This is a genomic window from Halobacterium noricense (assembly GCF_021233435.1).
GTDB lineage: Archaea > Halobacteriota > Halobacteria > Halobacteriales > Halobacteriaceae > Halobacterium > Halobacterium noricense.
Genome location: NZ_CP089468.1, coordinates 390025 through 416657, shown reverse-complemented (window position 1 = coordinate 416657; position 26633 = coordinate 390025). Strand labels below are relative to the sequence as shown.

The 26633-nt window shown below is 68.6% G+C and carries 30 protein-coding genes; 18 read left to right on the top strand and 12 right to left on the bottom strand.

Annotated features, from left to right (window positions below; genetic code table 11):
* Positions 1 to 41: 41 nt before the first annotated feature.
* The 5 genes from pyk (at position 42) to LT974_RS02355 (ending at position 4674) form a co-directional block, all read left to right on the top strand.
* Complete coding sequence (gene pyk, locus LT974_RS02375; protein ID WP_232589055.1) at positions 42 to 1775, top strand: pyruvate kinase; 1734 nt, start codon at positions 42 to 44, stop codon at positions 1773 to 1775.
* Positions 1776 to 1823: 48 nt separating this feature from the next.
* Positions 1824 to 1994, top strand: coding sequence for a DUF7312 domain-containing protein (locus LT974_RS02370; RefSeq protein WP_230887753.1), 171 nt, complete (start codon positions 1824 to 1826; stop codon positions 1992 to 1994).
* 239 nt (positions 1995 to 2233) lie between these two features.
* Entirely contained in the window at positions 2234 to 2755 is a 522-nt protein-coding gene (locus tag LT974_RS02365) for an NfeD family protein (RefSeq protein WP_232589054.1), read from the top strand.
* Positions 2756 to 2827: 72 nt separating this feature from the next.
* Positions 2828 to 3997 (top strand): SPFH domain-containing protein, encoded by a 1170-nt coding sequence (locus LT974_RS02360; RefSeq protein ID WP_232589053.1) that lies wholly within the window; start codon positions 2828 to 2830, stop codon positions 3995 to 3997.
* 68 nt (positions 3998 to 4065) lie between these two features.
* Positions 4066 to 4674, top strand: a complete 609-nt coding sequence (locus LT974_RS02355; protein WP_232589052.1) for a winged helix-turn-helix transcriptional regulator — start codon at positions 4066 to 4068, stop codon at positions 4672 to 4674.
* Positions 4675 to 4844: 170 nt separating this feature from the next.
* Here LT974_RS02355 and LT974_RS02350 read toward each other — a convergent pair whose 3' ends face one another.
* The gene (locus LT974_RS02350) at positions 4845 to 5084 is read right to left on the bottom strand and encodes a DUF7123 family protein (protein ID WP_230887757.1); all 240 of its coding nucleotides are present in this window, start codon (positions 5082 to 5084) and stop codon (positions 4845 to 4847) included.
* 194 nt (positions 5085 to 5278) lie between these two features.
* Between LT974_RS02350 and LT974_RS02345 the strand changes: the two genes are divergently transcribed.
* Positions 5279 to 7114: a flippase-like domain-containing protein gene (locus LT974_RS02345; protein WP_232589051.1), complete on the top strand. Its 1836-nt coding sequence runs from the start codon at positions 5279 to 5281 to the stop codon at positions 7112 to 7114.
* A 2-nt stretch (positions 7115 to 7116) separates the two neighbouring features.
* Here LT974_RS02345 and LT974_RS02340 read toward each other — a convergent pair whose 3' ends face one another.
* Positions 7117 to 7617, bottom strand: a complete 501-nt coding sequence (locus tag LT974_RS02340; RefSeq protein ID WP_232589050.1) for a DUF84 family protein — start codon at positions 7615 to 7617, stop codon at positions 7117 to 7119.
* Positions 7618 to 7641: 24 nt separating this feature from the next.
* Positions 7642 to 8472 carry a helical backbone metal receptor gene (locus LT974_RS02335; protein ID WP_232589049.1) on the bottom strand — a complete coding sequence of 277 codons (831 nt, stop codon included), beginning with the start codon at positions 8470 to 8472 and terminating at the stop codon, positions 7642 to 7644.
* Positions 8473 to 8607: 135 nt separating this feature from the next.
* Here LT974_RS02335 and LT974_RS02330 point away from each other — a divergent pair, with 135 nt between their 5' ends.
* The 3 genes from LT974_RS02330 to LT974_RS02320 all read left to right on the top strand — a co-directional run bounded on the left by LT974_RS02330 (position 8608) and on the right by LT974_RS02320 (position 11114).
* On the top strand, positions 8608 to 9561 hold the full coding sequence (locus tag LT974_RS02330) for a transcription initiation factor IIB (RefSeq protein WP_059055800.1): 954 nt from the start codon (positions 8608 to 8610) through the stop codon (positions 9559 to 9561).
* A 366-nt stretch (positions 9562 to 9927) separates the two neighbouring features.
* Positions 9928 to 10611, top strand: coding sequence for a type I 3-dehydroquinate dehydratase (locus LT974_RS02325; RefSeq protein ID WP_232589048.1), 684 nt, complete (start codon positions 9928 to 9930; stop codon positions 10609 to 10611).
* 47 nt (positions 10612 to 10658) lie between these two features.
* Positions 10659 to 11114, top strand: coding sequence for a DUF6677 family protein (locus tag LT974_RS02320; protein WP_232589046.1), 456 nt, complete (start codon positions 10659 to 10661; stop codon positions 11112 to 11114).
* A gap of 14 nt (positions 11115 to 11128) precedes the next feature.
* Here the strand turns inward: LT974_RS02320 and LT974_RS02315 are convergent, their stop codons facing one another.
* On the bottom strand, positions 11129 to 12295 hold the full coding sequence (locus LT974_RS02315; protein WP_232589045.1) for a 3-dehydroquinate synthase II: 1167 nt from the start codon (positions 12293 to 12295) through the stop codon (positions 11129 to 11131).
* Between the two features lie 113 nt (positions 12296 to 12408).
* Here LT974_RS02315 and LT974_RS02310 point away from each other — a divergent pair, with 113 nt between their 5' ends.
* The gene (locus tag LT974_RS02310; protein ID WP_232589044.1) at positions 12409 to 12708 is read left to right on the top strand and encodes a hypothetical protein; all 300 of its coding nucleotides are present in this window, start codon (positions 12409 to 12411) and stop codon (positions 12706 to 12708) included.
* A 19-nt stretch (positions 12709 to 12727) separates the two neighbouring features.
* On the opposite strand, the gene LT974_RS02305 is transcribed toward LT974_RS02310, so the two are convergent.
* Genes LT974_RS02305 through trpC form a run of 4 tightly spaced genes read right to left on the bottom strand, consistent with a single transcriptional unit; the run spans position 12728 to position 16481 of the window.
* Complete coding sequence (locus LT974_RS02305) at positions 12728 to 13522, bottom strand: 2-amino-3,7-dideoxy-D-threo-hept-6-ulosonate synthase (protein ID WP_232589043.1); 795 nt, start codon at positions 13520 to 13522, stop codon at positions 12728 to 12730.
* Positions 13523 to 13546: 24 nt separating this feature from the next.
* On the bottom strand, positions 13547 to 14377 hold the full coding sequence (trpA, locus tag LT974_RS02300; protein WP_232589042.1) for a tryptophan synthase subunit alpha: 831 nt from the start codon (positions 14375 to 14377) through the stop codon (positions 13547 to 13549).
* Positions 14374 to 15729, bottom strand: a complete 1356-nt coding sequence (gene trpB, locus LT974_RS02295; RefSeq protein WP_232589041.1) for a tryptophan synthase subunit beta — start codon at positions 15727 to 15729, stop codon at positions 14374 to 14376. The genes trpA and trpB overlap by 4 nt, the downstream gene beginning before the upstream one ends.
* Positions 15726 to 16481 carry an indole-3-glycerol phosphate synthase gene (gene trpC / locus LT974_RS02290; RefSeq protein ID WP_232589040.1) on the bottom strand — a complete coding sequence of 252 codons (756 nt, stop codon included), beginning with the start codon at positions 16479 to 16481 and terminating at the stop codon, positions 15726 to 15728. The genes trpB and trpC overlap by 4 nt, the downstream gene beginning before the upstream one ends.
* Positions 16482 to 16603: 122 nt before the next feature.
* Between trpC and LT974_RS02285 the strand changes: the two genes are divergently transcribed.
* Complete coding sequence (locus LT974_RS02285; RefSeq protein ID WP_232589039.1) at positions 16604 to 17059, top strand: MGMT family protein; 456 nt, start codon at positions 16604 to 16606, stop codon at positions 17057 to 17059.
* On the opposite strand, the gene LT974_RS02280 is transcribed toward LT974_RS02285, so the two are convergent.
* Both LT974_RS02280 and lonB read right to left on the bottom strand, forming a co-directional pair.
* A complete protein-coding gene (locus tag LT974_RS02280) occupies positions 17060 to 17725 on the bottom strand; it encodes a CPBP family intramembrane glutamic endopeptidase (RefSeq protein WP_232589038.1) in 666 nt (221 codons plus the stop codon). It abuts the gene before it with no gap.
* A gap of 224 nt (positions 17726 to 17949) precedes the next feature.
* Entirely contained in the window at positions 17950 to 20031 is a 2082-nt protein-coding gene (gene lonB, locus LT974_RS02275) for an ATP-dependent protease LonB (RefSeq protein WP_232589037.1), read from the bottom strand.
* A gap of 206 nt (positions 20032 to 20237) precedes the next feature.
* Between lonB and LT974_RS02270 the strand changes: the two genes are divergently transcribed.
* The 4 genes from LT974_RS02270 to LT974_RS17720 are packed head-to-tail and all read left to right on the top strand — an operon-like array spanning position 20238 to position 22630.
* On the top strand, positions 20238 to 20753 hold the full coding sequence (locus LT974_RS02270) for a nicotinamide-nucleotide adenylyltransferase (RefSeq protein WP_232589036.1): 516 nt from the start codon (positions 20238 to 20240) through the stop codon (positions 20751 to 20753).
* A 42-nt stretch (positions 20754 to 20795) separates the two neighbouring features.
* Positions 20796 to 21599: an SAM hydrolase/SAM-dependent halogenase family protein gene (locus LT974_RS02265; protein ID WP_232589035.1), complete on the top strand. Its 804-nt coding sequence runs from the start codon at positions 20796 to 20798 to the stop codon at positions 21597 to 21599.
* 42 nt (positions 21600 to 21641) lie between these two features.
* On the top strand, positions 21642 to 22460 hold the full coding sequence (locus LT974_RS02260; RefSeq protein ID WP_232589034.1) for an amidohydrolase family protein: 819 nt from the start codon (positions 21642 to 21644) through the stop codon (positions 22458 to 22460).
* A 47-nt stretch (positions 22461 to 22507) separates the two neighbouring features.
* Entirely contained in the window at positions 22508 to 22630 is a 123-nt protein-coding gene (locus tag LT974_RS17720; protein ID WP_269785428.1) for a hypothetical protein, read from the top strand.
* A 27-nt stretch (positions 22631 to 22657) separates the two neighbouring features.
* Here LT974_RS17720 and LT974_RS02255 read toward each other — a convergent pair whose 3' ends face one another.
* Positions 22658 to 23578, bottom strand: coding sequence for a glycosyltransferase family 2 protein (locus LT974_RS02255; RefSeq protein ID WP_232589033.1), 921 nt, complete (start codon positions 23576 to 23578; stop codon positions 22658 to 22660).
* Between the two features lie 89 nt (positions 23579 to 23667).
* The gene (locus LT974_RS02250; RefSeq protein ID WP_232589032.1) at positions 23668 to 24372 is read right to left on the bottom strand and encodes a class I SAM-dependent methyltransferase; all 705 of its coding nucleotides are present in this window, start codon (positions 24370 to 24372) and stop codon (positions 23668 to 23670) included.
* 254 nt (positions 24373 to 24626) lie between these two features.
* Between LT974_RS02250 and LT974_RS02245 the strand changes: the two genes are divergently transcribed.
* From LT974_RS02245 to LT974_RS02235, 3 genes are all read left to right on the top strand, one after another.
* Entirely contained in the window at positions 24627 to 24896 is a 270-nt protein-coding gene (locus LT974_RS02245) for a MarR family transcriptional regulator (RefSeq protein WP_232589031.1), read from the top strand.
* Between the two features lie 38 nt (positions 24897 to 24934).
* Entirely contained in the window at positions 24935 to 25705 is a 771-nt protein-coding gene (locus LT974_RS02240; protein ID WP_232589030.1) for an MBL fold metallo-hydrolase, read from the top strand.
* A 232-nt stretch (positions 25706 to 25937) separates the two neighbouring features.
* Positions 25938 to 26633: a YkgJ family cysteine cluster protein gene (locus tag LT974_RS02235; RefSeq protein WP_232589028.1), complete on the top strand. Its 696-nt coding sequence runs from the start codon at positions 25938 to 25940 to the stop codon at positions 26631 to 26633.

The window sequence follows — 26633 nt, the reverse complement described above, 5'->3', positions numbered from 1 at the left end:
ACCACGTACGTTTTTGCGTGGCGGCGTCGTAGCCGCGGGGTATGAGAAACGCGAAAATCGTCTGTACGCTGGGGCCGGCGACAGACGACGAGTCGTCGATACGGTCGCTGGTGGACGCGGGGATGTCGGTCGCGCGCATCAACGCGAGCCACGGCAACCTCGACGACCGCCGCGACCTGATTGGGACGGCGCGACGGGTCGACGAGTTGACCGAGAAGCCGGTCGCCGTCATGTTAGACACGAAGGGGCCGGAGGTCCGGACGGCCGAGACCGACGAACCGGTTCACATCGAAACTGGGAGTCTGGTGGAGTTCATGCCGGGCGGCGAGACGACGGGCGAGACCATCGGCCTCTCGACGAGCGTCGCGGCGGCCGAACCCGGGGACCGCGTACTGCTGGACGACGGCCGCATCGAGACCGTCGTGGAGGACGTCGAGGGCAACGTCGTCACCGCTCGCGTGGAGTCCGGCGGCGAACTCGGCAGCCGGAAGGGCGTGAACGTCCCGGGCGTCGACCTCGACCTCGACGTGGTCACGGAGAAGGACCGCCGCGACCTCGAACTCGCGGCCGAGGAGGGCGTCGACTACGTCGCAGCGAGCTTCGTCCGGGACGCCGACGACGTCCTCGAAGTCGAGCGCGTGCTCGAATCGTTCGGCGCTGACGTGCCCGTCGTCGCCAAAATCGAGCGCGCGGGTGCCGTCGACAACCTCGACAACATCGTCGAGGCCGCGGACGGCGTGATGGTCGCGCGCGGCGACCTCGGCGTGGAGTGCCCGATGGAGGACGTGCCGATGATTCAGAAGCGCATCATCCGCCGCTGTCGGGACGCCGGCGTCCCCGTCATCACGGCGACGGAGATGCTGGACTCGATGGTGCACGCGCGCCGGCCGACGCGCGCCGAGGCTAGCGACGTCGCGAACGCCGTCCTCGACGGCACGGACGCCGTCATGCTGTCCGCCGAAACCGCGGTCGGCGACAACCCGACGCGGGTCGTGGAGACGATGGACCGAATCGTGCGCGAAGTCGAATCCAGCGGCGAGTACGCCGAACTGCAGGAGCAACGCGTCCCGACCGCGAACGGCACGGCGAAGACCGACGCGCTCGCGCGGTCGGCACGCTACCTCGCCCGCGACATCGACGCGAGCGCCGTCGTCGTCGCCTCCGAATCCGGCTACACCGCACGGAAGGCCGCGAAGTTCCGGCCGCGCGTCCCCGTGGTCTGTGCGACGCCCTCCCACCGCGTGCGCCGCGAACTCGCGCTCAACTGGGGCGTCCACGCCGAGTACGCCGCGGTCGCGGAGGGCGACGCGACGACGGTCGTCGAGCACGCGGTCCAGTCGGCGGTCGACTCCGGCATCGTCGACAGCGGCGACACCGTGGTCGTGCTCGTCGGCATGATGACCGACCTCGAAGGCGCGAGCACGACGAACACGCTGAAAGTCCACGTCGCCGCGGAGACCCTCACGGTCGGCCAGTCCGTCGTGAAGGGACGCGTCACCGCGCCCGTGGCGGTGCTCGACGACGGCGACCTCTCCAAGGTTCCCGAGCGTGCGGTGGTCGTGCTCGGGCCGGACTTCGACGACGAGTTCCACGGCGACCTCTCGAAGATTGCGGGCATCGTGAGCGCACAGTCCGGGATGACCGGCTACCCCGCGATGGTCGCGCGCGAACTCGACGTGCCGATGGTCGGGGACGCCGACCTCGACGACATCGTGGACGGCGACACCGTCACCGTGGACGGCGAACGCGGCGTCGTCTACGCCGGCGAGTCCTGAATCCACCGAACCCGCGAGTTTTTCCCCGTCGACGGGGTAGAAACGGACATGTCAGAGAACGACGAGCGCGCGTGGCGCTACGAGGTCGACGAAGTCGGCCCCGACGCCGAACCCGACGTGCGAGCCATCGAACCCGGGTCGCCGAACCCGGAGAACGTCGCGTTCTTCCTGCTCGGCGTCGCCGCCATGGTCGGCGTGCTCGCGCTCCTGCTGTTCTGAACGTTCGGTTCTTTTGTGCACGAACACGCGGCTCGAACGTGGTCTCTCTGCTCTCAAATGTGGCCTCGCTGTGCCCGCCCACGCGGGTCACTTCGTTCCCCGCTCGCTCGAGACGTGGCCGAGCGCAGCGAGGCCACGCTGCTCACGGCTCGCGTTGCTCGCCGTTCGTCATAACGTGGTCTCCCTGCGGTCGACCACGCGGGTAAACGGTTTTCCCGCCGCGCGCCTAACTCCCGTGTATGGCCGAACTGTTCGGACAGTCGCTGTCGTTCCTGCTCGTCCTCGCCGGGACGGCGCTGTGCATCATGGAGGCGCTCGCGCCGGGTGCACACCTAATCGTCCTCGGCATCGCGCTCCTGATCGCCGGCCTCATCGGGCTGTTCGTGCCGGCAGCGGCGACCCCGTTCGTGCTCGCGGGCCTCGTGCTGGGCATCGGGTTGGTCTCCCTCTACCTGTACCGCAACTACGACATCTACCAGGGGACCGGGCGCGGCCAGACGCTGGACGCGGAGGACCTTCGCGGCGAGCGCGGCTACGTCCTCGAAGAAGTGACGCCGCGCTCCGGACGCGTGAAACTCGAATCCGGCGGTTTCAACCCGACGTACGGCGCGCGCAGCATCTCCGGGACCATCGAGGAGAACGCGGAAATCGTGGTCGTCGACCCCGGCGGAGGCAACATCCTCACTGTAGAAGCCGTCGACGGTGCCGACGACATCGACCGGGAACTCGACCGGGATAGCGGGAACACCGACGGCGACTGATTCTGCGGGCCGGCGGTCGCTCGCGGCGCGAAGCGTACCAACACTTATTGTCCGCTCGCCGAACGTTCACACATGGAGTTAACCCCGCTACAGACGGGCGGCGCAGTGATACCGGCAGTCGGGCTGCTGTTGTTGCTGCTGTTGGCCGTCGTCGTCTACGAGACCGTCGAAATTGTGGACGCCTACGAGAAGAAGGCGCTCACGGTGTTCGGGGAGTACCGCGGCCTCCTCGAACCCGGTATCAACATCGTGCCGCCGTTCGTCGCACGCACGTACCCCTTCGACATGCGCACGCAGACCATCGACGTGCCCCGGCAGGAGGCCATCACCCGCGACAACTCGCCGGTGACCGCCGACGCCGTCGTGTACATCCGCGTGCGGGACGCCAAGCGGGCGTTCCTCGAAGTCGACCACTACAAGACCGCCGTTTCGAACCTCGCGCAGACGACGCTGCGCGCGGTGCTGGGCGACATGGAACTGGACGACACGCTGAACAAGCGCCAGGAGATCAACGCGCGCATCCGCACAGAACTGGACGAACCCACCGACGAGTGGGGGATTCGCGTCGAGAGCGTGGAGGTCCGCGAAGTCAACCCCTCCCAGGAAGTCCAGAAGGCGATGGAGCAACAGACCAGCGCCGAGCGTCGCCGCCGCGCGATGATTCTCGAAGCGCAGGGTGAGCGCCAGTCCGCCATCGAGAACGCGCAGGGGGACAAGCAGTCGAACATCATCCGCGCGCAGGGTGAGAAGCAGTCCCAGATTCTGGAAGCGCAGGGGGACGCCATCTCCACCGTCCTCCGCGCGAAGTCCGCCGAGTCGATGGGCGAGCGCGCCATCATCGAGAAGGGCATGGAGACGCTGGAGGGCATCGGCGACGGCGAGTCGAACACGTTCGTCCTGCCGCAGGAGCTCACCAGCCTCGTCGGCCGCTACGGCAAGCACCTCGCCGGCAGCGACGTCGCCGGCGGCGGCACCGAGCTCGACAGCCTCGAATTCGACGCCGAGACCCGCGAACTCATCGGCCTCGACGACATCGACGAGATTCTCAACCAGATCAGCCAGGAAGCCGACATCGACCCCGAGAAGCTCGAAGAGCAGGCCGAGGCCGTCCAGCGCGGCGAGGACGCCGGCCTGACGTCGACCGACGAGGTCATCGAGGAGATGGACCAGGAACTCGACACGGGCGACAGCAGCGCTAACGGCAGTGACAGCGACAGCGGCGACGACAACAAGGACGCGTAACTGCGTCCACGCTGGCGTGCCACCTGGTACCGAACGCTTTTCTCGGGTGACAACCTAGGGCCGCGTAGATGGGCATCGACGAGGACAAGCGCTCGACGCTCCGCCGGTTCGCCGCCGTCGGCGCAGCGAGCCCGCTGACGCGGCTCGCCGGCGGTGACGACGACGGCGAGGGCGGCGACAGCGACGTCCGCGACGCCATCACGGGCTACGTGACGGCGACGCCGGGCGCGCACTTCTCGAAGCTCCGGGACGACCTCCAGTTAGGCACCGGAGAGACCCAACACCACCTCCGGCGGCTGCTGGAGGAGTCCGCCGTCGAGAGCGAGCGCGACGGCGACTACAAGCGCTTCTTCCCCGCAGAGCGGTTCTCGCCGTTCGAGAAGCGCGCGCTCGGCTACCTCCGTCGGGAGACGCCGCGCGGGATGGTCGTCGAACTCCTCCGTAACCCCGACGCGACCGCCAGCGGCCTCGCGGAATCGCTGGACGTGTCGCCGGCGACCGTGAGCAAGTACGCCGCACAACTGGAGGACGCGGGCGTGCTCTCGCGGGCGGACGGCTACGCCGTCGAGCGCCCGGAGACCCTCATCACGCTGCTCGTGCGGTACGCCGACTCCTTCGACGCGAACGCCGCGGAGTTCGCCGGCGAGGCCGCCGACCTCCTCTCCTACGAACCCTGACCGCGAGTCGGGCGGCGCGTTCACGACGCGTAGCGACGGCTCCGTGGGAGAAAACGAGTGCAGCCCGAGCGGGACTGCGACAGACACTGGATTCCCGGCCGAGCTGGGGAGAACGCGAATCCCGCGCGGGTGGATGACGAGTCCGCGCGGGCCGAACCGTCAGTCGGCGGTCAAGCCTCGACCTTCCACGTCGTCGAGGAGGAGTACCCCCAACGCTCGACGTCGATGTCGAACTCGCCGGCCTCGATGGCGGGCATGTTGGCGCCGACCTCCTTCGCGGAGAGGTCGAGTTCGTCGCCGATGAGCCGCGACTTGAAGTACGTGCGGTCGTCGGCGTGGTCGCGGAGGTAGTCGAGGATGCGACGCTGCTTCGGGGTGAGTGCCTGACTCGCCGCGGCTGTCGCGCTCATACCAGTACAGTGGCACGGCCACCCCAAGAGGGGTTTGGTACGCGTGGTAAATCGGCTGCTGTCTTGCGGTTTTGGTGTGCTCCGTGCCGGGGGTGGTGGCCCGGAGCGGGCGTATTGGTAGGCGCGGTTAACGCCGGGCCGCGCGCGACCCGAGGCAGAAAGTTCTTACCCGGTCACGGCCGAATCCTCGGATAATGACAGCGTCGCGCGTCGAAGTGAGCGTCGTCCTCCCCGCCTACAACGAGGCCGACACCATCGAGCGGACGGTCCGGACGACGCTCTCGACGCTCGACGCCTTCCTCCCCGCCGGCAGCTACGAGGTCGTCGTCGCGGAGGACGGCTGCGAGGACGAGACGCCCGAAATCGCCTCGCGGCTCGCCGCAGAAGACGACCGCGTCCGCCACTTCCACAGCGACGAACGCCTGGGCCGCGGCGGCGCGCTGAACGCCGCATTCCGGGCCGCGAACGGGGACACGCTGGCGTACTTCGACACGGACCTCGCGACGGACATGCGCCACCTCGAAGAGCTCATCGAGAGCGTGCGCTCCGGGGACGCGGACGTCGCGACGGGGTCGCGGTGGATTCCCGGCGAGCAGGCCGACCGACCCGCCAAGCGCGGCATCCCCTCGCGGGGGTTCAACCTCGCCGTGCGGACGCTGCTGGGCTCGGACCTGCGCGACCACCAGTGCGGGTTCAAGGCGTTCAACCGCGAGGCCTTCGAGAACCTCGTGGGCGAGGTCGAGGACGAGCACTGGTTCTGGGACACGGAGATGCTGGTGCGCGCCCAGCGCCGCGGGTTCACGGTCGAGGAGTTCCCGGTCGACTGGACGCCGAAGGGCGACTCGAAAGTCGACCTGGTGCGGGACGTCTTCGGGATGGGCAGCCAGATTCTGCGCTGCTTCTGGGAGTTCAACGTGAGCCCGTACGCGAACCGCCGCACGGGCACCGTGGTCGGCGTCCTGCTCTCGGTGGTGGCGTTCGCGCTGATGTTCTTCTACATTAATGTCGGCGAATTCGTGGACGCGGTGCAGGACGCCGACCCCGCACTGGTCGCGGCGGGCGGGGCCGTCTACCTACTGTCGTGGCCGCTACGCGGCCTGCGCTACCGCGACATCCTCACGGAGTTGGGCTACCGCGAGAGCACGTGGTTCCTGACGGGCGCGGTGTTCATCAGTCAGACCGGGAACCTCGTGATACCCGCGCGCGCCGGCGACGCCATCCGCGCGTACGTCGTGAAAGCGCGACGCGGCATCCCGTACACGACCGGATTCGCGTCGCTGACCGTCGAGCGCGTCTACGACCTGCTCACCATCACGGTGCTGGCGGGCGGCGTGCTCGTCGCGCTGGCGACGTTCGCACCCGAGACGGTCGCCGAACTCGCGGCGACGGCCGCAGGCGAAGGGCTGGGTGGGGACGAGTCACAGGCGTTCCAGCAGGCCGTCGTCGTGGCTTCCGTCGTCGGCGTGCTCGCAGTCGCCGCGGTCGTCGCCATCGTCTGGTCGGCGCGCTCGGACACCAACTACGTGCGCCGGGTGGTCGAGTGGGCCAGCGACGACTCCTACACGGAGATGGTGGCGAGCGTCTTCGAGCAGTTCGTCGGCGACATCCAGCGGGTCGCCGCCGACGGCCGCGCGTTCGCGCGCATCGGCGCGACGAGCGTGCTCATCTGGACCATCGACGTCGCCACTGCGCTACTAATTTTCCTCGCGTTCGGCTTCGACGTCGCGCTCGTGAGCTTACTCGCGGTCGGCTTCTTCGCCGTCAGCATCGGCAACCTCGCGAAAGTCATCCCGGGGCCGCCGGGCGGCATCGGCATCTACGAGGCGGCGTTTGCGGCGATTGTCTGGACGCTGCTTCCTGTCCCGTTCGGGTCCGCGCTCAGTGTCGCCGTCGTTGACCACGTGGTGAAGAACGTCGTGACGGTCGCGGGCGGCGCTGTGTCGATGACGTGGCTGGACGTCTCGCTGACGGAAGCCGTCGAGGGCGACGAGGCGGACCTCTCCTCGGACGCCGTCGCCGTCGAGGAGTAGTTCTAGTAGTAGTCGGTGACGAACGGCCCGAGCGCGCCAGCGACCGCGGTTCGCAGCGCTTCGGTGCGGTTCGTGATGCCGCCGGTCAGCACGCCCGCTGCGCCCTGATTCTCCGCGACGCCCGAGGTGTCGAGCAGGTCGTCCATCACGGGGCCGAGTTCCGCACCGTCGTGGAGCCGTGCAGCCACGTCGTCCGGAAGGCGCATCCGCGGCCCGCCACCGATTTCGACGCGCTCGCCGTCGCTCGCGGCCGCCCACATAATGAGAAAGAGGTCGCCATCGCGTTCTACCACTCCTCCTTCCAGTCCCACCCCGAGGTCGTACTCGCCAGCGTCGAGCGCGCGCTCCGCGCGGTTCTGCGCGCCCTCGATGGTCTCGTCGTCGCCCCACGGCTGCTCGGGGACGCCGCTGGCGACGCTGACCGATTCGACTGTCGCGTCCGGGAGCGCGGCCGCGACCGCGTCGCGTTTCACCGGGTTCCCGGAGCCGACTGCGACTCGCATACCGGGAAGCGGGCGGCCCGCGCCTTAGTCGCCGTGGATTCGCGCGGCGAGCGTTTCGAGGCCGTCGAGCAGCCGCGGGCTCGGTTGGTTGAGGAGGCTGTCGTCGATGACGTGGACGTCGGCGTCGAACGTCCAGCCGCGGCCGTCGAAGTCCGGGTCGACGCTGTCGCCCTTCCCGCAGACGTGGACGACGGCGTGCTCGGGATCCGCAGCTTCGACCGTGCTCGCTTCGACCTCTCGGGAGCGCTCGCCGGCGTCCACGAACGGGTAGCGGCCGCCCGCGGCTTCCACCACGTCGGGCACCCAGTTTCCGGCGGCCATCGGCGGGTCCGACCACTCCTCGCAGTAGACGACCGGGCCGTCGTCGGGCGCTCGGCTCACGGGTCGTTCCTCCCCGTCTTCTCGCGGGCTTTGCCCGCTCGAACGGTTCGAGGAACGTAGTCCCTCGCCATTCGCTCGTTCCGTGGCCTCCCGTTGGTCGGCCACGCGCGCTTCGATTTCCCTGACCCGCTCGCGGCTCTCGGCTTCCAGTTCGGTGCCCGCGTCGGGAAGGCCGACGGCGTCGCCGATTGCCGCGAACGTCGAGAGGACGTCGTCGAGCGTCGCCGGCTCGACGTGGTGGACGTCGAAGCCGCGGTCGCAAAGGTCGTCGCGGACGTCGCGCTGGAGGGCGTCGCTGGTGAGAACGATATCCGGGTCGAGGTCGGCCACCGTCTCGAAGTCGGGGTTCAGCCAGCCGCCGACGACGGGGGCGTCGATATCTCTAGAATGTGCGGTAACGCCGACGAGGCGGTCGCTACCGCCGAGGGCGGCGACGGTAGCGGTGGCGCTCGGTGCGAGCGAGACGACGCGCATGGCCGTGGGTTGGCACCCCGTGGTAAAAACCGACGCGGTCGGGTCTCCCCTCGTCGGAATAGCGCAACGGTTAAGTGCGTTTTGCCCTAACCGATGGGCTACGACTCACCCGGGTTTTCCGGTGATTTCACGCTAATGACAGATGCACGCATGCGCTCCCGAGAGCAGGAGCGCACGGACGAAGAAGAGACGACGGACGGCTGCCCGGAGTGTGGCGGTCTCGTCGTCCAGGACGAAGAGCACGGCGAGTCGGTCTGCGCCGACTGCGGCCTCGTGGTCGAGGAGGACGGCATCGACCGCGGGCCCGAGTGGCGCGCGTTCGACTCCAAGGAGAAAGACGAGAAATCCCGCGTCGGGGCCCCAACCACGAACACGATGCACGACAAGGGGCTGTCGACGAACATCGACTGGCGCGACAAGGACGCGTACGGCAACTCGCTGTCCTCGAACCAGCGCCAGAAGATGCAACGCCTCCGCAAGTGGAACGAGCGCTTCCGCACCCGCGACGCCAAAGAGCGCAACCTCAAGCAGGCGCTCGGCGAAATCGACCGCATGGCCTCCGCGCTCGGCCTCCCGGACAACGTCCGCGAGACCGCGTCGGTCATCTACCGCCGCGCGCTCGAAGACGACCTGCTGCCCGGCCGTAGCATCGAGGGCGTCGCGACCTCCTGCGTGTACGCCGCCGCCCGGCAGGCCGGCGTCCCGCGCAGCCTCGACGAGATCGCGGACGTCTCCCGCGTCGAGAAGTCCGAAATCGCGCGCACGTACCGCTACGTCGTCCGCGAGCTCGGCCTGGAAGTCGCGCCCGCCGACCCCGAGAGCTACGTGCCGCGGTTCGCCTCGTCGCTGGAACTCTCCGACGAGTCCGCCCACCGCGCCCGTGAACTCCTCAAAACTGCGAAGGACAAGGGCGTCCACTCCGGCAAGAGCCCGGTCGGCCTCGCCGCGGCCGCGGTGTACGCCGCCGCGCTGCTGACCAACGAGAAGACGACGCAGGCGAAGGTCTCGGAGGTCGCGGACATCTCCGAGGTCACCATCCGGAACCGCTACCACGAGCTGCTCGAAGCCGAAGACACGATTCCGGTCTGAGCGCGCACTCGACGACCGACGACCGTTTTCCGCGCTTTCCGAGACGACAGCCGTGCGTCTCCCGGACGACCAGCCGGTCGTGTGGGCGGAAGACGAACGCAGTGAGTCTTCGGGACTGAAAGGGGCTGGCCGTCTCGCGTTTACTCGTTCGCTCGACAGCAGGGCTCCCGCGAGCGACGCGAGGCGCGAAGCGCCTCAGAATGCGCGAACGGGGAGCGAAGCGACCCGTGAGCGAGCGCAGCGAGCGAGCGGGATGCTGTCGAGCGGACGCGAGACGGTCAGGGGCTTTCGAGGACACGCCGTCGAACCGACGAGCTCGTTGCGGACTCCGAAACCGTATTGCGGACGGCCCGCACACGACACCCCATGGACTTCGAGGAGTTCGTGTTGGCGGCACCCGTCTCGGACCTCGGGGACGAGCCGGCCGCCCGCGAGCACGCAGACGCCGTCGAGTTCCGGATGGACCTCACCGACGACCCGCTGCCGGGGCTCGACGACTACGACGGCGAGCTCCCGGTTATCGCGACGAACCGCGCCGAGTGGGAGGGCGGCGAGGGCGGCGAGGGCGGCGAGGACGGCCGTATCGACGCGCTCGCGGAGGCCGCGCGCACCAACTGCGTGGACGCCATCGACGTCGAACTCGCGGCGCTCACGGAGGAGGACGGCGACGGCGTCGAGGCGCTGGCGGCCGCACGCGCCGAGGACACCGCGGCCATCGTCTCGGTGCACGACTTCGAGGGGACGCCCGAGATGGAGGTGCTCGCGGAGTTGCTGGGCGAAGCGTGCTCGTTGGGGGACGTCGGGAAGCTCGCAGTCACCGCCGAGGACCGCGAGGACGCCCTCGACTTGCTGCGCGTCACCCACGAGTTCAGCGCGGTGGATGCGCCCGTCGCCACGATGGCGATGGGCGAGGCGGGCCGGCACACGCGCGCGGTCGCACCGCTGTACGGCTCCCGCATCGGGTACGCGCCCGCCGACCCCGAGAACGCGACCGCGCCTGGACAGTACGACGCCGCGACGCTACGCACGCTCGTCGACAACCTCCAGTAGCCGGCTTCGGTGGCTTTAGGAGCGCGCGGCACCGAGTCCCGGTAACTGTGGTCAATCGACGCGGCGTCATCGCGGCGGTACTCGGTTTCGTCTACCCCGGCCTCGGACACGTCTACCTGCGGCGCTGGGTGCGCGCCGTCTCGTGGTTCGTGCTCGCGCTCGTGACGGCCGCGCTGGTCGTCCCCGAGTCGGCGTACCAGGCGTTCCAGACCGACGGCTTCGCTGGCCTCGTGGAAGCCAGCGAGAGCTTCGGCCTCGAAGTGACGCTCAGCCTGCTGGTGATTCGCGTGCTGAACGTCGTCGACGCGTACCTCGTCGCGGTCCGGGACACGGCGAACAACGTCGCCGAGCGCGTGCCGACGCACGGCGATGCCGACGCGGACGCTGCTGGTGAACCCGCCGAATGCCCGGCGTGTGGCAAAGAACTCGACCGTGACCTCGACTTCTGTCCGTGGTGTACGACGCGATTCGACACTGCGACCGACGACGCCGAATCCGCGTAGCGGCCGACGGCTCCTTACTGTTCGATGATGCGCTCGTCGATGGCTTCGCCGAAGTGGCGACCGCCCTCTTCGAGGTAGGCCAGAATCTCGTCGCCTTCGTCGAGGTCCGTGACGGCGGTACGACCCTCGCGCGTGGAGATTTTGATGGTCTCGGCGTTCTGGAGCAGCGTCTCGATGCGGTCCCCAGACTCGGTCTCGGCTTCGACACGGAACATCGGGCGCTTCTCGATTTTCGCGCGCCCGACCACCGCGGTCCGCGTGTGGCCCTCGCGGTCGACGACCTGCACTTCGTCGCCACTGGAGAGTTCCGCGAGGTACTTCGTGCCGCCGTCGGGTGTCCGGACGTAGGCGTGGACGGCCCCCGCGTTCACGCGGAACGGCCGGGATGCGACGTACGGCGACTCGGCGGTCTCGGCGTGTACGAAGAACAGGCCGCGGGACATCGACCCGACGAGCATCCCCTCGTCGTCCTCCATGAGGGTGCCCGTATCGACGCAGACGCGGTCCGCGCTCCCGGCTTCCTCGATTTCCGTGACGGTGACCCACGCGAGGTCGAGGCGCTCGCGCTCGGCGGCGTCCCGGGCCTGCACCGTGCGGCGAATCTCGTCCGGGTCGTCGCTGTCCAGCAGCACGGCGTCGGCGCCGATGTCCAGCGTCTCGAAGGCAGTCTCGGCCTCCGCGGCGGATTCGACGCCAGCGACGAGCGTGGTCTCGTCGCCGATGCGCGCGATGAGGTTCTCCAGCGGGATGATAGTCCAGTCCTCGCCGACGACGATGGTGTGTTCGGCGTCCTGTGCGGCTTCCTCGGCGAACGCCTCGTAGCGCTCGTCGAGGATGCGGACGTAGGCGGCGTCGGCGTTCCCGCGGCGAATCGTGGAGAGGTCCGCGCTCCCCGAGAAGTCCTCCGGGAGGTCGACGGTGCCGTCGCCCTCGCCGTCCTTCCCGACGACGTACGCGTCGGGTTCGGCGGGCTCCTCGCTGTCGGCTTCTTCGATGACGTCGCCGTCGTCCGTGCGGAACGCCGCGACGTTCACCGAGCCGAGTTCGCGGACGCGCTCGACGTCCTCGTCGTCGACGAGCACCCAGTCGACGCCGGCTTCCAAGCCGGTCGTGATGCGTCGCTTGCGCGTCTCCCAGTCACCGACCGCGTCGTCGGCCTTCAGCCAGACGGACCGTGTCATTAGGCAGATGGAGACGCGGTGCGGCCTTGAACGTACCGGAGCAACGCGTACTTGCTGGCGGCGCGTGTGCCGGAATGACACGATTTATACTGCTGAACTACTGAGGACGTGGTATGGCAACGAGTGGACAGGGCCGCATCATGGGCGAGCGCGTGCCGTTCGCGCTCGACGCCGCCGAGTCCCTCAGTTGGGACCTCGGTTCCGAGCTCGTCGACCGGAAACCCGAGTGCGCGCGCCTCGAACGCGCGGGCGGCGGCTCACTAACCGCGTTCGAGGCGACCGACCACACGGTCGTCGTGCGGGTGCGGACGGCCGTCGGCCGCGAGAAGTTCTACGGGCTGGCCGCCACGGAGTTCCGGAGCGTGCTCGACACGCTCCCGGGAGCGTGGGAACTCGCGTACGCCGACGTCTGAGAAAGCGAAAGACGACGGGTCAGGCTTCGATGGGGAGGCCGGCCTCGCGGAGCGCTTCGTCGGGCGCGGCGTCCTCGTGGACCACGGCGGCGATGGCGGCCGTCATCGCGCCGGGGTCGTCGTGCTGGAAGACAGTGCGACCCGTCGAGACGCCCACAGCGCCGGCGTCGATCGCGTCGCGGACGTTCTGGAGGGTTTCGCGGTCGCCGTCGGGGCTGCCGCCGGCGATGATGACCGGTTTGCTCGTGGACTCGACGACGCGCTCGAAGCTCTCGCGGCTCCCCGAGTAGGCGGTCTTCACGACGTCCGCGCCGAGTTCCTCCGCGAGTCGGACGGCGTGGCCGAGGCTTTCGGCGTCGTGTTCGTCGACGCCCGGGCCGCGGGCGTACGCCATCGCAAGCACGGGCATCCCGAGGTCCTGTGCGTCGTCGACGACGCCCGCGAGCTGCGTAATCTGGTCCGGTTCGTGGTCGCTGCCGACGTTGATGTGGAAGGAGACGGCGTCTGCGCCGGCTCGGACGGCTTCCTCGACGGTGCCGGTGAAGCGCTTGTCGTTGGAGTCCGGCCCGATAGACGTAGAGGCGTTGAGGTGGACAATATAGCCGGCGTCGTTCTTGTTCCCGTGGACGCGGGGGGCGATGCCTTTCTGCGTGAGTACGGCGTCGGCACCGTTGCTCGTGACTGCGTCGATGGTGGATTCGATGTCGACGAGACCGTCGACGGCGCCGAGTGTGATTCCGTGGTCCATCGGGATGGTGACGAATCGGCCATCCCGGCCGATGCGGTCGAGTCGCGCTGTCTTCCCTGGTGTCATTGGTAGTGAGTAGCAAACGGTCGGCTATTTGCGTTCCGGTTCGGGCAGACCCTTCCGCGCCCCCGCCTTCAGTTCCGCGGCGAGCGCTTCGAGGCGGTCGGCGACCGCCTCGATCGGCAGGTCGTTTTCGACGCCGTCGGCGATGATGTCGACGTACGCGCTCCCGACGATGACGCCGTCGGCCCCGCTCGCGACGACCTCGCGGGCCTGATCGCCCGACGAGATGCCGAACCCGACGGCCTTCGGGACGTCGGCGTCCTGCAGGCGTTCGAGCGCCTCGGGCGTGTTCTCGCTGACCTCGTCGCGGGCGCCGGTCGTGCCGAGCCGGCCCTGCACGTAGACGAACCCGGTGGTGCGGTCGAGCATCGATTCGAGGCGCTCGGGCGTCGTCGTCGGCGCGACGATGAACACCAAGTCGAGGCCGTGCTCGCGGCACGCCTCGTACATCGGCTCGGACTCGTTGACTGGGAGGTCGGGCACGACGAATCCGGAGATGCCCGCCTCGGCGGCAGCTTCGACGAACTCCTCGGGGCCGGGCTCGGAGCCGTACTGGTAAATCAGGTTGTAGTACGTCATGCAGACGACGGGCACGTCCACGTCCAACTCCCGAACGAGGTCGAGGTAGGCGTCCGGGGTCATGCCGGCCTCCAGCGCGCGCTTGATGGCGTTCTGAATCGTGGTGCCCTCGGCGACCGGCTCCGAGAACGGGAGGCCGAGTTCGACGACGTCGGTGCCGCCGTCGACGAGTGCTTCGACGTACTCCTTCGTGGCTTCCGCGCTCGGGTCGCCCGCGGCGACGTAGGAGACGAGCGCGGGGCCGCCCTCGAACGCGGCGCGAATCTCGCTGCGGGTCACTCCTCGAACACCTCCATCGTGGGCGCGCCGGCGATGTCGCGCGCTGCGGACTCCTCGATGACCGTGTCGAGGTCCTTGTCGCCGCGGCCGGAGACGTTCACGACGACCGGGCCGTCACCCTCGTACCCTTCCAAGTAGGCGACGGCGTGGCTCGATTCGAGCGCCGGGATGATGCCCTCCTCGCGGGAGAGGCGGTGGAAGGCTTCGAGCGCGGCGTCGTCGTCGACGTTCACGGGCTCGACGCGGCCCTCGTCCACGAGGTACGCCAGTTCCGGGCCGACGCCCGCGTAGTCGAGGCCCGCGCTCACGGAGTGAGACTCGACGATTTGGCCCTCCTCCGTCTGGAGGAGTTTCGTGCGCGCGCCGTGGAGCACGCCCTCAGTCCCCGTCGAGAGGCTCGCGGAGTTCGGCGCGTACCCCTCCGCCTTGTCCACGCCGAGGCTGGAGCCGCCCGCCTCGACAGCGAGCAGGTCCACGTCCGCCGCGGGCTCGTGCGTGCCCTCGGGCGCACCCGGGAGTCGAGCGCTGGTCGCGACTCCGCCGCTCCCCTGTTCCGCGGACCGGTGGTCCGCGCGTCCGACGAACGCGGCGAACGCACCCATCGTGTTCGACCCGCCGCCGGCGCACGCGATGACGGCTTCGGGAAGCCGGCCGAGCTGGTCCTCCGACTGCACGCGCATCTCCTCGCTGATGACCGACTGGAAGTCCCGGACCATCGCCGGGAACGGGTGCGGGCCGACGACGCTGCCGATGACGTAGTGGGTGTCCTCGACGTTCGTCGCCCAGTCGCGCATCGTCTCGTTGATTGCCTCCTTCAGCGTGCCCGAGCCGACGTCGACCGGGTTGACTTCGGCGTCGTGGATGCGCATCCGGAAGACGTTCGGCCGCTGGCGGTTCACGTCCGTGCGGCCCATGTAAATCTCGCAGGGCATGTCGAGGTACGCACAGGCCATCGCGGTCGCGGTGCCGTGCTGGCCTGCGCCGGTCTCGGCGACGATGCGCTCCTTGCCCATGTACTTCGCGAGCAACACCTGCCCGAGCGCGTTGTTGAGCTTGTGCGCGCCGCCGTGCAGGAGGTCCTCGCGCTTGAGGTAGACGTCGAAGCCGTAGCGCCCCGAGAGGTTCTCGGCGTGGCTCAGCGGCGTCGGCCGCCCGCCGAACTCCCGGATGCGCTGGCGGAAGTCGTCCACGAAGCCGTCCTCGTTGCCGAGGACGTAGCGCTCGTAGGCATCCGCGAGTTCCTCGACCGCCGGCATCAGGACCTCGGGGACGTACTGGCCGCCGTACGCCCCGAACTTCCCGGCCTGCGTCTCCGACTGTGCGCCCGTCGTTCGCTTAGATTCCTCGCTCATGCGTTCACTAACGTCTGCGTGTTCTCGGTTACGTCGCCGGCCATGATGGCGCTTCCGACGAGCAGGCCGTCGGCGCCCGCCTCGCGCATCCGCCGGACGTCCGCGGGCGTGCTCACGCCGCTCTCCGCAATCAGCGTCACGTCCTCGGGGGCGTGGGGCGCGACCGTCTCGAACGTCGAGAGGTCGACCTCCAGTTTCGCGAGGTCGCGGTTGTTCACGCCGATAATGTCCGCGCCGGCGTCGACTGCGCGGTCGAGTTCGTCGCGGTCGTGGACCTCCACGAGCGCCTGGAAGCCGCGCTCGCGGGCCGCCGCCAGCATCGGTTCGAGGTCGTCACCGAGGAAGCGCGCGATGAGCAGGACGACGTCGGCTTCGACGGCGTCCAGTTGCGCCTCCCGTAGTAGGAAGTCCTTCCGGAGCACGGGCACGTCGACGGCGTCCCGAATCGCGCGCAGGTTCTCGGGGCTGCCGCCGAAGTGCTCGGGTTCGGTGAGCACGGAGAGCGCGGCCGCGCCGCCCGCGACCATCTGCTCGGCGAGGTCGACGGGGTCGTCGTGGCGCCCGCCCTCCGTGGTGGGACTTGTCGGTTTCACTTCCGCAATCGTGGGCACGCGCCCGTCCGCCTCGGCGGCCGCGAACGCGTCCGGGAGCGACCGGGGAGACACCGATACCCGGCCGCTGTCCGGTTCTCGCTCGCGGGCCGCGTTCAGGATTGACTGCACCGCCGGCGCGAGCCCGTCACTCTCGTCCATTATTGTGCATTAATGCACTAGTTTGTACATAAGTCTTGCGTCGGTGCGCGTCGAGCCGGCCGGAGACTGCCCGACTCACCGGTGGCCGAACGTACAAGGCCGTGTCGGCCGTGGACGCACACATGGCTGCGGCCGGTATCTACGCACGCGAGTCGTCGTATCTCGACAGAGCCGTCCAACTCGGCGTCGCGGGCGACCGCGTCATCAGCGTCTCCTTCCCCGAGGGCGTGCCGGCGGACGCCGACCCCGACCACCCGCTGCTCGACCGCGTCGAGGCGTACTTCGAGGGCGCGGAGGACGACTTCGACGACGTGGAGGTCGGCCTGACTGTCCCGACGAACCACCGCGTCGTGCTCGAAGCCGTCCGGAACGTCCCGTACGGCGAGCGCGTCACGGTCAAGCGCGTCCTCTCGATGGTCCCCGACACGGACCCCGAGGACAGCGACGCCCGCGAAACCGCGCGCGCCGCGCTCGCGAGCAACCCCGTCCCACTGTTCGTCCCGGACCACCGCGTCCGTGACGGTCCGAGCGGCGCGCCACCGGAAGTCGTCGACCGCCTCCGCGCGCTCGAGTCCTGACTACCGCGCGTGCGCCGCGAACTCCGCGGCGTTCACGACGTAGTGCGCGACGAACACCGCGAGCAGGCTGCCGGTGAGGACGTACGCCGCGGCGAGCGCGAACCCCAACAGCGTCGTGACGACGACCCCAGTCGTGCCCTGCGCGGTGTGCGCCGTCCCGAACGCGACGCTCGACGCGGCCGCGAGCACCCACGGCGACACGCCAAAGCCCACTGAGAGCGCGCCGACGAGAATCCCGCGGAACAACAGTTCCTCGAAGCCCGCGACGACGGGCAGCGCGACGCAGAATAGAATCAGCCAGCCGCGACGCTGGTCGGGCGTCAGCGTCTCCCGGAGTTCCGCATCGTAGCCCAGCCCCGCCGAGTCGAGCACGTGCATCGCGGCCTCGTTCCCGAGCGCGAGTACGAGCCCTGCGGCGACGCCAACGGCGGCGAGGTCGACGGAGACGGCGGCGCCGAGCGATTCGAGGGGAATCCGCGCCAACCACAGCGCGGCCACGAGGAGCGCGCCGACGACGGCCTGCGAGAGCGTCGTCTGCAACAGCAACTCACCCGCCGTGAACTCCTCGGTTCCCTCGCCGACGACGCCCTCTGACGCCCGCGTAAGCGCGACGAGCCCAGAAGTCACCAGCAGCGCGAACGCCGCGAACGCGACCCAGTACGCCATCACGTCGGCGCACGCGGGACGCGCGTAGAAAAGTGGCGGTCAGCAGTGGTCGCGGAGGCTAAGAAGAGAGAACGCCCACCACGAGCGAGCGGAGTGAGCGAGTGGGGCGAGTGGCGACTACCGCGCACCTTCGGTGCGCGACTGGAGCCGCGAGGCTTTTTAGCGTAGCTTTTTGCAAGCGAGCGAAGGCGGCGAAGCCGCCGAAGCGAGCGCTGAAAAAGGTACTATTGCGGACTCGGCGAGCCGCCGGTCGCACCGGACTCCGTCTGGCCTTCGAGGGCCTTGCCGGTGATGGATTTGAGGCGGTCGACCAGCGAGTCCTTCTCGGGTTCGCCGACGAGCGCGACGTCGAGGACTTCGCTGATGTGCGAGACCGGGATGATCTCGATCTGGTCTTTGTACTCGTCCTCGATCATCACGTCCTGCTCGTTGGCTTTCGGGATGATGACGCGCGTGCAGCCCGCCTTCGCGGCGGCCTCGATTTTGTGCGTGACGCCGCCGACCGGCAGCACGTCCCCGCGGACGGAGAGGCTGCCGGTCATCGCGAGGTCCTGCGCGATGGGGATGTCCTCCAGCGCGCTGATGACCGCGGTCGCGACCGTGATGGAGGCGGAGTCGCCGTCGACGCCGCCCTCGCCAGCCTGGACGAACTGGATGTGCACGTCCTTCTCGGACATGTTCTCGTCGCTGAACTTCTTGATGATGGCGGAGACGTTCTCGACTGCCTCCTCGGCCATCTCCTTGAGCTGGCCGGTCGCGTAGATGCGACCCTCCTCCTGGCTCTGCGCGGGCGTGATTTCGGCCATCACGGGCAGCATGATGCCGGAGTCGCCGCCCATGACCGCGAGGCCGTTCACGCGGCCGACGGCCTCCTCCTGGGAGGTGCCGAGCTCGTAGTCCTTGCGGCGCTCGATGTAGTTGTCCACGAACTGCTGTTCGATGGACCGCGAGCGCTTCTTCGCCTGCAGCACGTCGTCGCGCGTGGTGAATTCGTTGCCCTTCGAGCTCGCGATGTCGCCGGCGACTCGCACGAGCCCACCGAGGTCGCGCAGTTCGAGCGTGAGGTGGTCCTTGCGGCCGGCGCGGCGCTTCGCTTCGAGGATGAGCTCGCGGACGGCGTCCGCGTCGAAGTGCGGGAGCTGGCCGTCGCGTTCGACCTCCTGGGCGACGAAGCGCGCGAACTTCCTGCGCATCTCCGGGGTGTCCTCGATGGTGTCGTCCATGTACACCTCGTACCCGTACCCGCGAACGCGGGAACGGAGCGCGGGGTGCATGTTCTCCATCGCGTCCATGTTCCCGGACGCGACCATGATGAAGTCACACGGGACGGGTTCGGTCTGGACCATCGCGCCCGAACTGCGTTCGGACTGGCCGGTGATGGAGAACGCGCCCTCCTGAATCGCCGTCATCAGCTTCTGCTGGCTGCGGACGTCGAGCGTGTTGATTTCGTCGATGAACAGCACGCCATTATGGGACTTCTGGATGGATCCGGCTTCGACGCGCTCGTGGCTCGGCGTCCCCATGCCGCCGGACTGGAACGGGTCGTGGCGGACGTCGCCGAGCAGCGCGCCGGCGTGGGCACCGGTCGCGTCCTCGAACGGCGCGGTCTGGCTGTCGGCGTTGTTGATGAGGAGCTTGGGCACCATCGCGTCGCCGCCGCGGTCGGTGTAGCGGAACGCCAGATAGATGACACCGGCCGCGAGCACGCCCAGCAGCGGCTGGTGGGCGATGAGGAGCGCGTAACCCACGACGAGCAGGATGATGATCCACATGAGGAACGACCGCATCTGGTTGCGTTTGCGGGCTTCCTCCTGATGGGCTTCGACGATTTGCTCGCCCTTTCCGGCGGGGACGGTCCGGACCTTCGGCTCGTTGGAGTCGTCCGGGTTGTTGTAGACGAGAACGTCCTGTAGACTCTCCTTCGGGAGGAGGTGGCTCATCGCCTTCGCGAGCATCGACTTCCCGGTCCCCGGGGAGCCGATCATCATCACGTGGCGGTGCTGTTTGGCCGCGCGCAGGATGATGTCGCGGGCCTCGGACTGGCCGATGACCTGGTCGACCAGCCGTTCGGGCACCTCGATGGCCGAGGTGTCCGGGATTTCGAGGCCGCCAAGCAGGTCGTCCTCGGCGTTGTCCTCGTTGATAGAGACGTCGCCTTCCACGCCGACCTCGCTGCCGAGGTCCTCGAGGTCGTCGAGGGGTTCGGCAGACTCGGCCGTCGACTCCTCGCCCGCTTCGGGGGCGTCGGGGGCGTCGGCGTCGGGGTCCTCGTGGTGGGGCTCGTCTTCGGTCGATTCGTTGCTCATAGAAGTGATTTCGACACGTGAAACCAAGGACGGGCGACTGATATACTTTCTCCCTCGTCGGAACGCGTAACCGGCCGTATTCCCCGGTTTCGAGCGCTCAGGCACCCGAACAGGATTTCGCCGACCGGCACTAGCAGGGCCGAACAGCCGGTTGCGCCGAACTCGCCATTCTTATAGGCGCTGACGAGGTGTTTCGAGGTGAGGAAATGACCCGCGGGTTCTACATCGGTCGCTTCCAGCCGTACCACAACGGCCACCACCGCGTCGTCGAGCAGATTGCCACCGAGGTCGACGAGCTCGTCGTCGGCATCGGGAGCGCCGGCGACTCCCACACCACGCGGAACCCGTTCACCGCGGGCGAGCGCATCATGATGATAACGAAGTCCCTCGTGGACTTCGACCTCGTGACGTACGCGGTCCCCATCGAGGACCTCGACCGGAACGCGGTCTGGGTGAGCCACGTCCAGTCGATGAGCCCGAACTTCGACGTGGCGTACTCGAACAACCCGCTGGTCATCCGGCTGTTCGACGAAGCCGGTATCGAGGTCCGGCAGTCCCCGATGTTCGAGCGCGACGTGCTCGAAGGCACCGAAATCCGCCGCCGGATGGCGGCGGGCGGCGACTGGCGCGAACTCATCCCGAAGCCGGTCGCGGACGTCATCGACGAAATCGACGGCATCGACCGCATCCGAAGGGTCAGCGACACGGACACCGGCGAGTAGGCCGGCGAGCAGTTTTCAACGACGGCGCTGTAAGCACGACGTATGATAACGCTGAGTTCCGACTTCGGCTCGCCGTACCCGGCGGCGATGAAGGGTGTCGTCCTCCAGTCGACGGACGCGCGCCTCGTCGACGTCGCACACGACTTCCCGCGGCAGAACGTGCGCGCGACGGCGTTCTGGCTGCGCGAGGTGCTGCCGTACTTCCCGCCGGCGGTCCACCTGGTCGTCGTCGACCCGGGCGTCGGCACGGACCGGAAGGCGGTGGTCGTCCGCGCGGGCCGTCACGCCATCGTCGCGCCGGACAACGGCGTCGCGATTCCCGCGGCGCGACGGCTCGCCGAGGACGTGGAGGTGTTCGAAATCGCGGTCGAGGACCCCGCGAGTTCGACGTTCCACGGCCGGGACGTGTTCGCGCCCGCGGCCGCTGAGGTGCACGAGCGCAGTCGTCAGACTACGTCTGACGGGCTATCAGAATGCAGTTCTGATAACGGTGTCGAGGCCTTCGACGACTACCCGGGCTACGAGCGCCTCGACGACTACGCGGCCGTCGCGTTCCCCGACCCCGACCTCACGGGCGACGTGCTCCGCGGCGAGGTGCTCGTCGTGGACGGCTTCGGGAACGCCATCACGAACCTCCCGGGGCGCGTCGTCGCCGACCGCGTCGGTGACTCGGTGCGCGTGAACCGCGACCGCGTGCGCGTCGAACCCTCGTACGCTCACGTCGAGCCCGGCGAGCGCGTCGTGACGGTCGGCAGCCACGGGAACGTCGAACTCGCCGTGAACCGCGGGCGCGGCGACGACGCGTTCGGCGTCGAACCCGGCAGTCCCGTGGAACTCTCGCTGTAGGGGCACCGTCACATCGAAATACCCGGACAGTGACCTACGCGTATGCTCGAACTGGAGCACGGGTTCCGGATTGTGGACCTGCACGCGCGGCTCCACGCCGGCCCGGGGCGACCAGTCCGGGGCCGCACCATCGACGGCGAAGACCTCGAACGCGAGATGCACCAAGCCGGCGTCGTCCGCTCGGTCGTCTTCCCCGGACCACGTAAGGGCGAACAGGGCTACCTCCGCGCGAACAACGCGGTCGCCCGGCAGGCCGTCCAGCGCCCGTTCATCGCGTTCGCGCGCATCGACGGCCCGCGCGACCCCGGCGACAGCGCGACCTCCCGCCTGAAGAACCTCCGGTCGAATCGGTCGGACTGGCAGACCTCCCCCGAGGACGTCGAACAGTACGCCTACGACGACCGCTTCCACGGCTTCAAGCTCGACCCGACCCGCGACGGCCTCCCCGAACCAGACGTCCTCGACGTGCTCGACGACGTCGGGCTCCCGGTGCTCGTTCACGGCGGCGAGGGGTTCCCGCCGAGCGCGCTCGAAGCCACGCTGCTCGACCGCGAGTTCCCGGTCGTGCTCGCGCACTTCGGCGGCCACCCGCTCGACCGCGAATTGATGCACGAAGCCGTCTCGCTGCTCGACTCCTACGAGGACCTCTACCTCGATACTGCGGCGGTGCGGTACCGCGAACTCCTCGAACACGCCATCGTCGAACACCCCGACCGCGTCGTCTTCGGAAGCGGTGCGCCCGACACCCACCCGAACGTCGCGGTCATGGAGATACTCACCCTCGACGTCACCGAGGACGCGATGCGGAAGGTGCTCGGGAAGAACCCGGTGCGGGTCGTCCCCGGCCTCGACCGGGAGTGACGCCGGCCGACAGAAAGCCTATCCAGCCGCCGGGAGTGTCGGAACGTATGAGCGCGCAGTTAGAGTGGATGGTGCTGCTCGCGGTCGCCGTCGGCGTGATGCTGTACGGCGCGTACACGTTCGTCAACCTCGCGTCGTTCCTCGCTGAGTGGTTGCACGGCGACGCCTGACGCCGCGGAGCGCAGCGTCTAGAACAGTCAGCAGTCGTGGCGGACCATCGTGCGGTCCATGCGCGCGGAGACGCCGTTGGGGTTGCGTCGGAGTGTTCGGTCCGCCATGCGCGCGGACATCCCGTCCTGGCTGCCCGTCCAGACGTTCGGGACGACGGCGCTGCCGGCGGCCGCCCACTCCGTGAGTTTGACGTCGCCGCGGAGCACGTCGCCACCGACCGAGAACGCATCCCCGACCGCGTACTTCGCGATGCGGGCGGCGATGCGCGCGCCGAACCCGTAGTTCTTCACGAGGCGGTACGCAAGCGCGCGGTACTTCAGCCCCCACGCGGTCTCCTCGGCGTCCTCCGGGAGTCGGTGGCGGATGTCGTCTTTCTCCTCGCGGAGCACGACCGCGTCCGCGCCCCACGCGACGTCGCGGTCCATGCCTGCGAGCCGGTGGGCGGCGTCCCGCGCGGCCCCGGTCTGGAGGTACTCGTCGAACCCGTCGAGAGCGTCGATGGCGTCTCGGACGAACGCGACGTTACCGCCGTCGAAGTACGTGACGTGGCGGCCCGCGACAGTCGCTGTCTCGACGGATTCCGTGGTGACGCCGCCTTCGACGCGGTGGTGGACGGGGCCAGTGACCGCGTCCGCGCCGCCGTCGAGTGCTTGCTCGACGGCCTCTACCCAGCCCTCCCGAATTTGGGAGTCCTGCCCGACGAACGCGACGACGTCGCCGTCCGCGGCGGCGATGCCGGCGTTCCGGGAGGCGTTGAGATTCCGCTCGGAGACTTCCAACAGCAAGTCGGCTGCGTCGTGGTCGCGCACCATCCCGGACGTGCCGTCCACGGACGGGCCGTTGACGACCACGACCTCGGCGTCGGGTGCGTGGGCCGCGAGCGCGTCCAGCGACGCAGCGAGCACGTCGCGGCCGTTGAGGGTGGGCACCACTACCGAGAGGTCCATAGCGTACACGAGTCTACGCGGTGGTAAAAACGTCCCGGGTCGAAACCCGCCGAAATCGTCCGCGAGCTCATACGAACCGCGGGTTTCCGTCAGACGCTCGTGTGCCAGTAGGAGACCGACGCGAGCGCGCGGCCGACCGGCGTCTCGCCGATGGCCGTGTCCGCGCGCCGAATCGGGCCGGCGATCCAGTCCGGAACTTTGCGGTAGAACCCGTACGGGACGACGAAGTCGTGTTCGTCCCGCACGAGGTCCAGTCCGGCTTCGCCGACGAGCCCGCGGACCTCGCTGTCGCCGTACAGCCGCGACCCCATCGGGAGCAGCCAGTTGTACAGCGAGCGCGTGCTGAACCGGTTGAACGTGTCGAAGAACACGGTGTCCTTGGAGACGCGGGCCATCTCCGTGAGGAACTTCGCCGGCGTGTCCGCGAGGTGGAAAAATCGCATCGCGAACACGGTGTCGAAGTGGTCGTCCGGGAACGGGAGCCGGCCGGCATCGCCGCGCATGAAGTCGATAGTGTCGGCGACGTCCGCGCGCTGGGCCTTCTCGCGTCCCTCCTGGAGCATCGGCCCGGAGATGTCCAGTCCCGTGATGTCCGCGCCGCGCTCGGCGAGCATCACGGTGAAGCGGCCCGTGCCGCACGCGATTTCGAGGACGCGCTGGTCCTCGACCGGTCCCACCGCGTCGAGGACGGCCTGTTTCTCCCGTCGGTCGATGAGCCGGCCGCCACGGGAGAATCGCTTCTCGTCGTACTCCTCGGCGACCTCCGTGGCCTGGTACCACTCCTGTCCCTTCACGCTTCTCGCTTGCACTTCGGAGACGGGTGGTTAAAACCGTACTGGAAAACACGCGACGAACACCGGTACCACGACGTGAACGCGCGCCGCTCCGAAGGAACGACCCCCAGTCGTCCCTGCAACTCGCCCACACCGAGGTGACGTGACGGGTCGCCGTCGGGCGGCGGGCTTGCTCGCATCGTCATTATACGATATAAGGTGTATAGTCCCACGGGTAGACAACCTTTACCTCTTTCAGCATGTGAGGGAGTTCCATGAGCACGTCCGCCACGGAACACCGGTCACTCATCCAGGACGACGAAGAATTCCGCGAGCGTCTTCGCGAGCTTCCGCCGAGCGCGAAACTCGTCGCGAAAGTGCTCGAAATCGACGCGCCGCTCTCGCAGGGCCAGCTCGCCGAGGAGTCCCTGCTGCCGGACCGCACCGTCCGGTACGCGCTCAACCGCCTCGACGACGCGGACCTCGTCGGCTCCCGCTACAGTTTCCAGGACGCCCGCAAGCAAGTGTACTTCCTCGACGACTAGACCACCGACTTTTCCTCGCAGGCCTCGTCTCTGCACCCGTGATAGCGCTCTACGCCGTTCCAGTGGAGCTGCCGGTGCCCGGCGGCGCGACGAACGCCTACGTCCTCGGCGACGACGAGCGGTTGCTCGTCGACCCCGCGGCCCGCACGTCCGCCCTCGACGACGCCGCTGAATCCATCGACCACGTCGCGGTCACACACACGCACCCCGACCACGTCGACGCCGTCGCCGACTACGCGGCCGAAGCCGACGCGACCGTCTGGGCGCACGCGTCGTTCGCCGAGCGCTTCGCGGACGCGACCGGCGTCGAACCCGACCGACTGTTCCACCCGGGCGACACCATCGCTGACACCGGCGTCTCCGTGCTGACGACACCGGGCCACGCCCCCGACCACGTCGCGTTCGTCGCGGACGGCGAAGCCGTGACCGGCGACCTCGTGTTCGCGGACGGCAGCGTCTTCGTCGGTACGCCCGACGGCGACGTGCGCACGTATCTCGCGTCCCTCCGCCGCCTGCTCGCTCGCGACTTCGACACGCTCTACCCCGGCCACGGCGACCCTATCGAGAATCCCGACGAGCGCATCCGCGAGACGTACTTCCACCGCCGCGACCGCGAGCGCAGCGTCCGCGCAGCCGTCGACTCCGGCGCCGAGACCGTCGACGAAATTCTCGACGCCGCCTACGAGAAAGCGCTCGGCGACGCCCGCAGCCTCGCCGCGAAGGTGGTCCGCGCACACCTCCAGAAGCTCGCCGTCGAGGGGCACGTCGAGTGGGACGGCGACCGCGCCAGCCTGCCAGCCGGCCAATAGTAGCCGGTGAAAAATTGAATCAGCCGATAGGGCGGGACTGAAAGGGGCCGACCGGTCGCGGTCGGTCGCGACGCAAGCACCGCAGCAAACGCAGTGAGCGAGGAGCACAGCGAGCGAGCGGCCGCGAGCGGGAGGGGGCTTTCGAAGTGTCGTAGCCAGAGCCTATCGGAGAAATAGAACAGGCAATCCCTAGCCCGCGAATCTTTTCCGCACTCGCTGCCAACCCACGGCCATGGAGGAGCTCGAAGTCGAACTCGAACGCGCCCGTAGTCTCGACGTGGCGGCCCTCGCGGACGCCATCGAGACCATCGGCTTCGAGTGCACGCGGTGTGGGGCGTGCTGTAAGAGCGAGGACGACGACCCGCACACGGCGACCGTGTTCCCCGACGAAGTTCGGGAACTGGAGGACGCAACAGAGCGAGATTGGCGCGAGATTGCGCGCCCGATGCCGTACGGGCTCGACGAGGACGGGACAGGAGAGACGTTCGAGTGGGCGCTCCAGACGGCCGCGTGCGGGGACTGCACGTTCTACGAGGAGGACGAGGACGGGACAGGGGCGTGCACAGTCCACGACAGTCGGCCGCTCATCTGCGAGACGTACCCGTTCAGCGTCGCGCTCGGTGGGACGAGTCAGCCGATGGGCGAAGCGGTGGACAGCGTTGCTCTAGACGGGCAACGGGAAGCCGGTGAAACCGGCGACGAGTCAGGAATGGTTCGTGCCCACGAGTGCGAGGGACTCGGGCGGAACATCTCCCGCGAGGACGCCGAGTCGCTGGCGGACGCGCTGAAGGAGCGGGCGGTGCGCGACATCGAGGAGGCCATCGCCGTCCGGGACAACTACGAGCCCGCGAACCTCGGCCCCGACGAGACAGTCGTGCACGACTCCGAGGGCGCGAAACGTCCGGATGGGACGGCCTACGAGGGTTGA

Bases quoted from the DNA above. Each gene is read 5' to 3' on its own strand.
- LT974_RS02345 (WP_232589051.1), top strand. From the start codon at position 5,279: ATGACAGCGTCGCGCGTCGAAGTGAGCGTCGTCCTCCCCGCCTACAAC.
- LT974_RS02305 (WP_232589043.1), bottom strand. From the start codon at position 13,522: ATGACACCAGGGAAGACAGCGCGACTCGACCGCATCGGCCGGGATGGC.
- pyk (WP_232589055.1), top strand. From the start codon at position 42: ATGAGAAACGCGAAAATCGTCTGTACGCTGGGGCCGGCGACAGACGAC.
- LT974_RS02340 (WP_232589050.1), bottom strand. From the start codon at position 7,617: ATGCGAGTCGCAGTCGGCTCCGGGAACCCGGTGAAACGCGACGCGGTC.
- LT974_RS02260 (WP_232589034.1), top strand. From the start codon at position 21,642: ATGCTCGAACTGGAGCACGGGTTCCGGATTGTGGACCTGCACGCGCGG.
- LT974_RS02370 (WP_230887753.1), top strand. From the start codon at position 1,824: ATGTCAGAGAACGACGAGCGCGCGTGGCGCTACGAGGTCGACGAAGTC.
- LT974_RS02350 (WP_230887757.1), bottom strand. From the start codon at position 5,084: ATGAGCGCGACAGCCGCGGCGAGTCAGGCACTCACCCCGAAGCAGCGT.
- LT974_RS02360 (WP_232589053.1), top strand. From the start codon at position 2,828: ATGGAGTTAACCCCGCTACAGACGGGCGGCGCAGTGATACCGGCAGTC.
- LT974_RS02335 (WP_232589049.1), bottom strand. From the start codon at position 8,472: ATGCGCGTCGTCTCGCTCGCACCGAGCGCCACCGCTACCGTCGCCGCC.
- LT974_RS02315 (WP_232589045.1), bottom strand. From the start codon at position 12,295: ATGACACGGTCCGTCTGGCTGAAGGCCGACGACGCGGTCGGTGACTGG.
- LT974_RS02265 (WP_232589035.1), top strand. From the start codon at position 20,796: ATGATAACGCTGAGTTCCGACTTCGGCTCGCCGTACCCGGCGGCGATG.
- LT974_RS02325 (WP_232589048.1), top strand. From the start codon at position 9,928: ATGGACTTCGAGGAGTTCGTGTTGGCGGCACCCGTCTCGGACCTCGGG.
- LT974_RS02365 (WP_232589054.1), top strand. From the start codon at position 2,234: ATGGCCGAACTGTTCGGACAGTCGCTGTCGTTCCTGCTCGTCCTCGCC.
- trpB (WP_232589041.1), bottom strand. From the start codon at position 15,729: ATGAGCGAGGAATCTAAGCGAACGACGGGCGCACAGTCGGAGACGCAG.
- LT974_RS02330 (WP_059055800.1), top strand. From the start codon at position 8,608: ATGACAGATGCACGCATGCGCTCCCGAGAGCAGGAGCGCACGGACGAA.
- trpC (WP_232589040.1), bottom strand. From the start codon at position 16,481: ATGGACGAGAGTGACGGGCTCGCGCCGGCGGTGCAGTCAATCCTGAAC.
- LT974_RS02280 (WP_232589038.1), bottom strand. From the start codon at position 17,725: ATGGCGTACTGGGTCGCGTTCGCGGCGTTCGCGCTGCTGGTGACTTCT.
- LT974_RS17720 (WP_269785428.1), top strand. From the start codon at position 22,508: ATGAGCGCGCAGTTAGAGTGGATGGTGCTGCTCGCGGTCGCCGTCGGC.
- lonB (WP_232589037.1), bottom strand. From the start codon at position 20,031: ATGAGCAACGAATCGACCGAAGACGAGCCCCACCACGAGGACCCCGAC.
- LT974_RS02285 (WP_232589039.1), top strand. From the start codon at position 16,604: ATGGCTGCGGCCGGTATCTACGCACGCGAGTCGTCGTATCTCGACAGA.
- LT974_RS02355 (WP_232589052.1), top strand. From the start codon at position 4,066: ATGGGCATCGACGAGGACAAGCGCTCGACGCTCCGCCGGTTCGCCGCC.
- LT974_RS02255 (WP_232589033.1), bottom strand. From the start codon at position 23,578: ATGGACCTCTCGGTAGTGGTGCCCACCCTCAACGGCCGCGACGTGCTC.
- LT974_RS02310 (WP_232589044.1), top strand. From the start codon at position 12,409: ATGGCAACGAGTGGACAGGGCCGCATCATGGGCGAGCGCGTGCCGTTC.
- LT974_RS02270 (WP_232589036.1), top strand. From the start codon at position 20,238: ATGACCCGCGGGTTCTACATCGGTCGCTTCCAGCCGTACCACAACGGC.
- LT974_RS02235 (WP_232589028.1), top strand. From the start codon at position 25,938: ATGGAGGAGCTCGAAGTCGAACTCGAACGCGCCCGTAGTCTCGACGTG.
- LT974_RS02245 (WP_232589031.1), top strand. From the start codon at position 24,627: ATGAGCACGTCCGCCACGGAACACCGGTCACTCATCCAGGACGACGAA.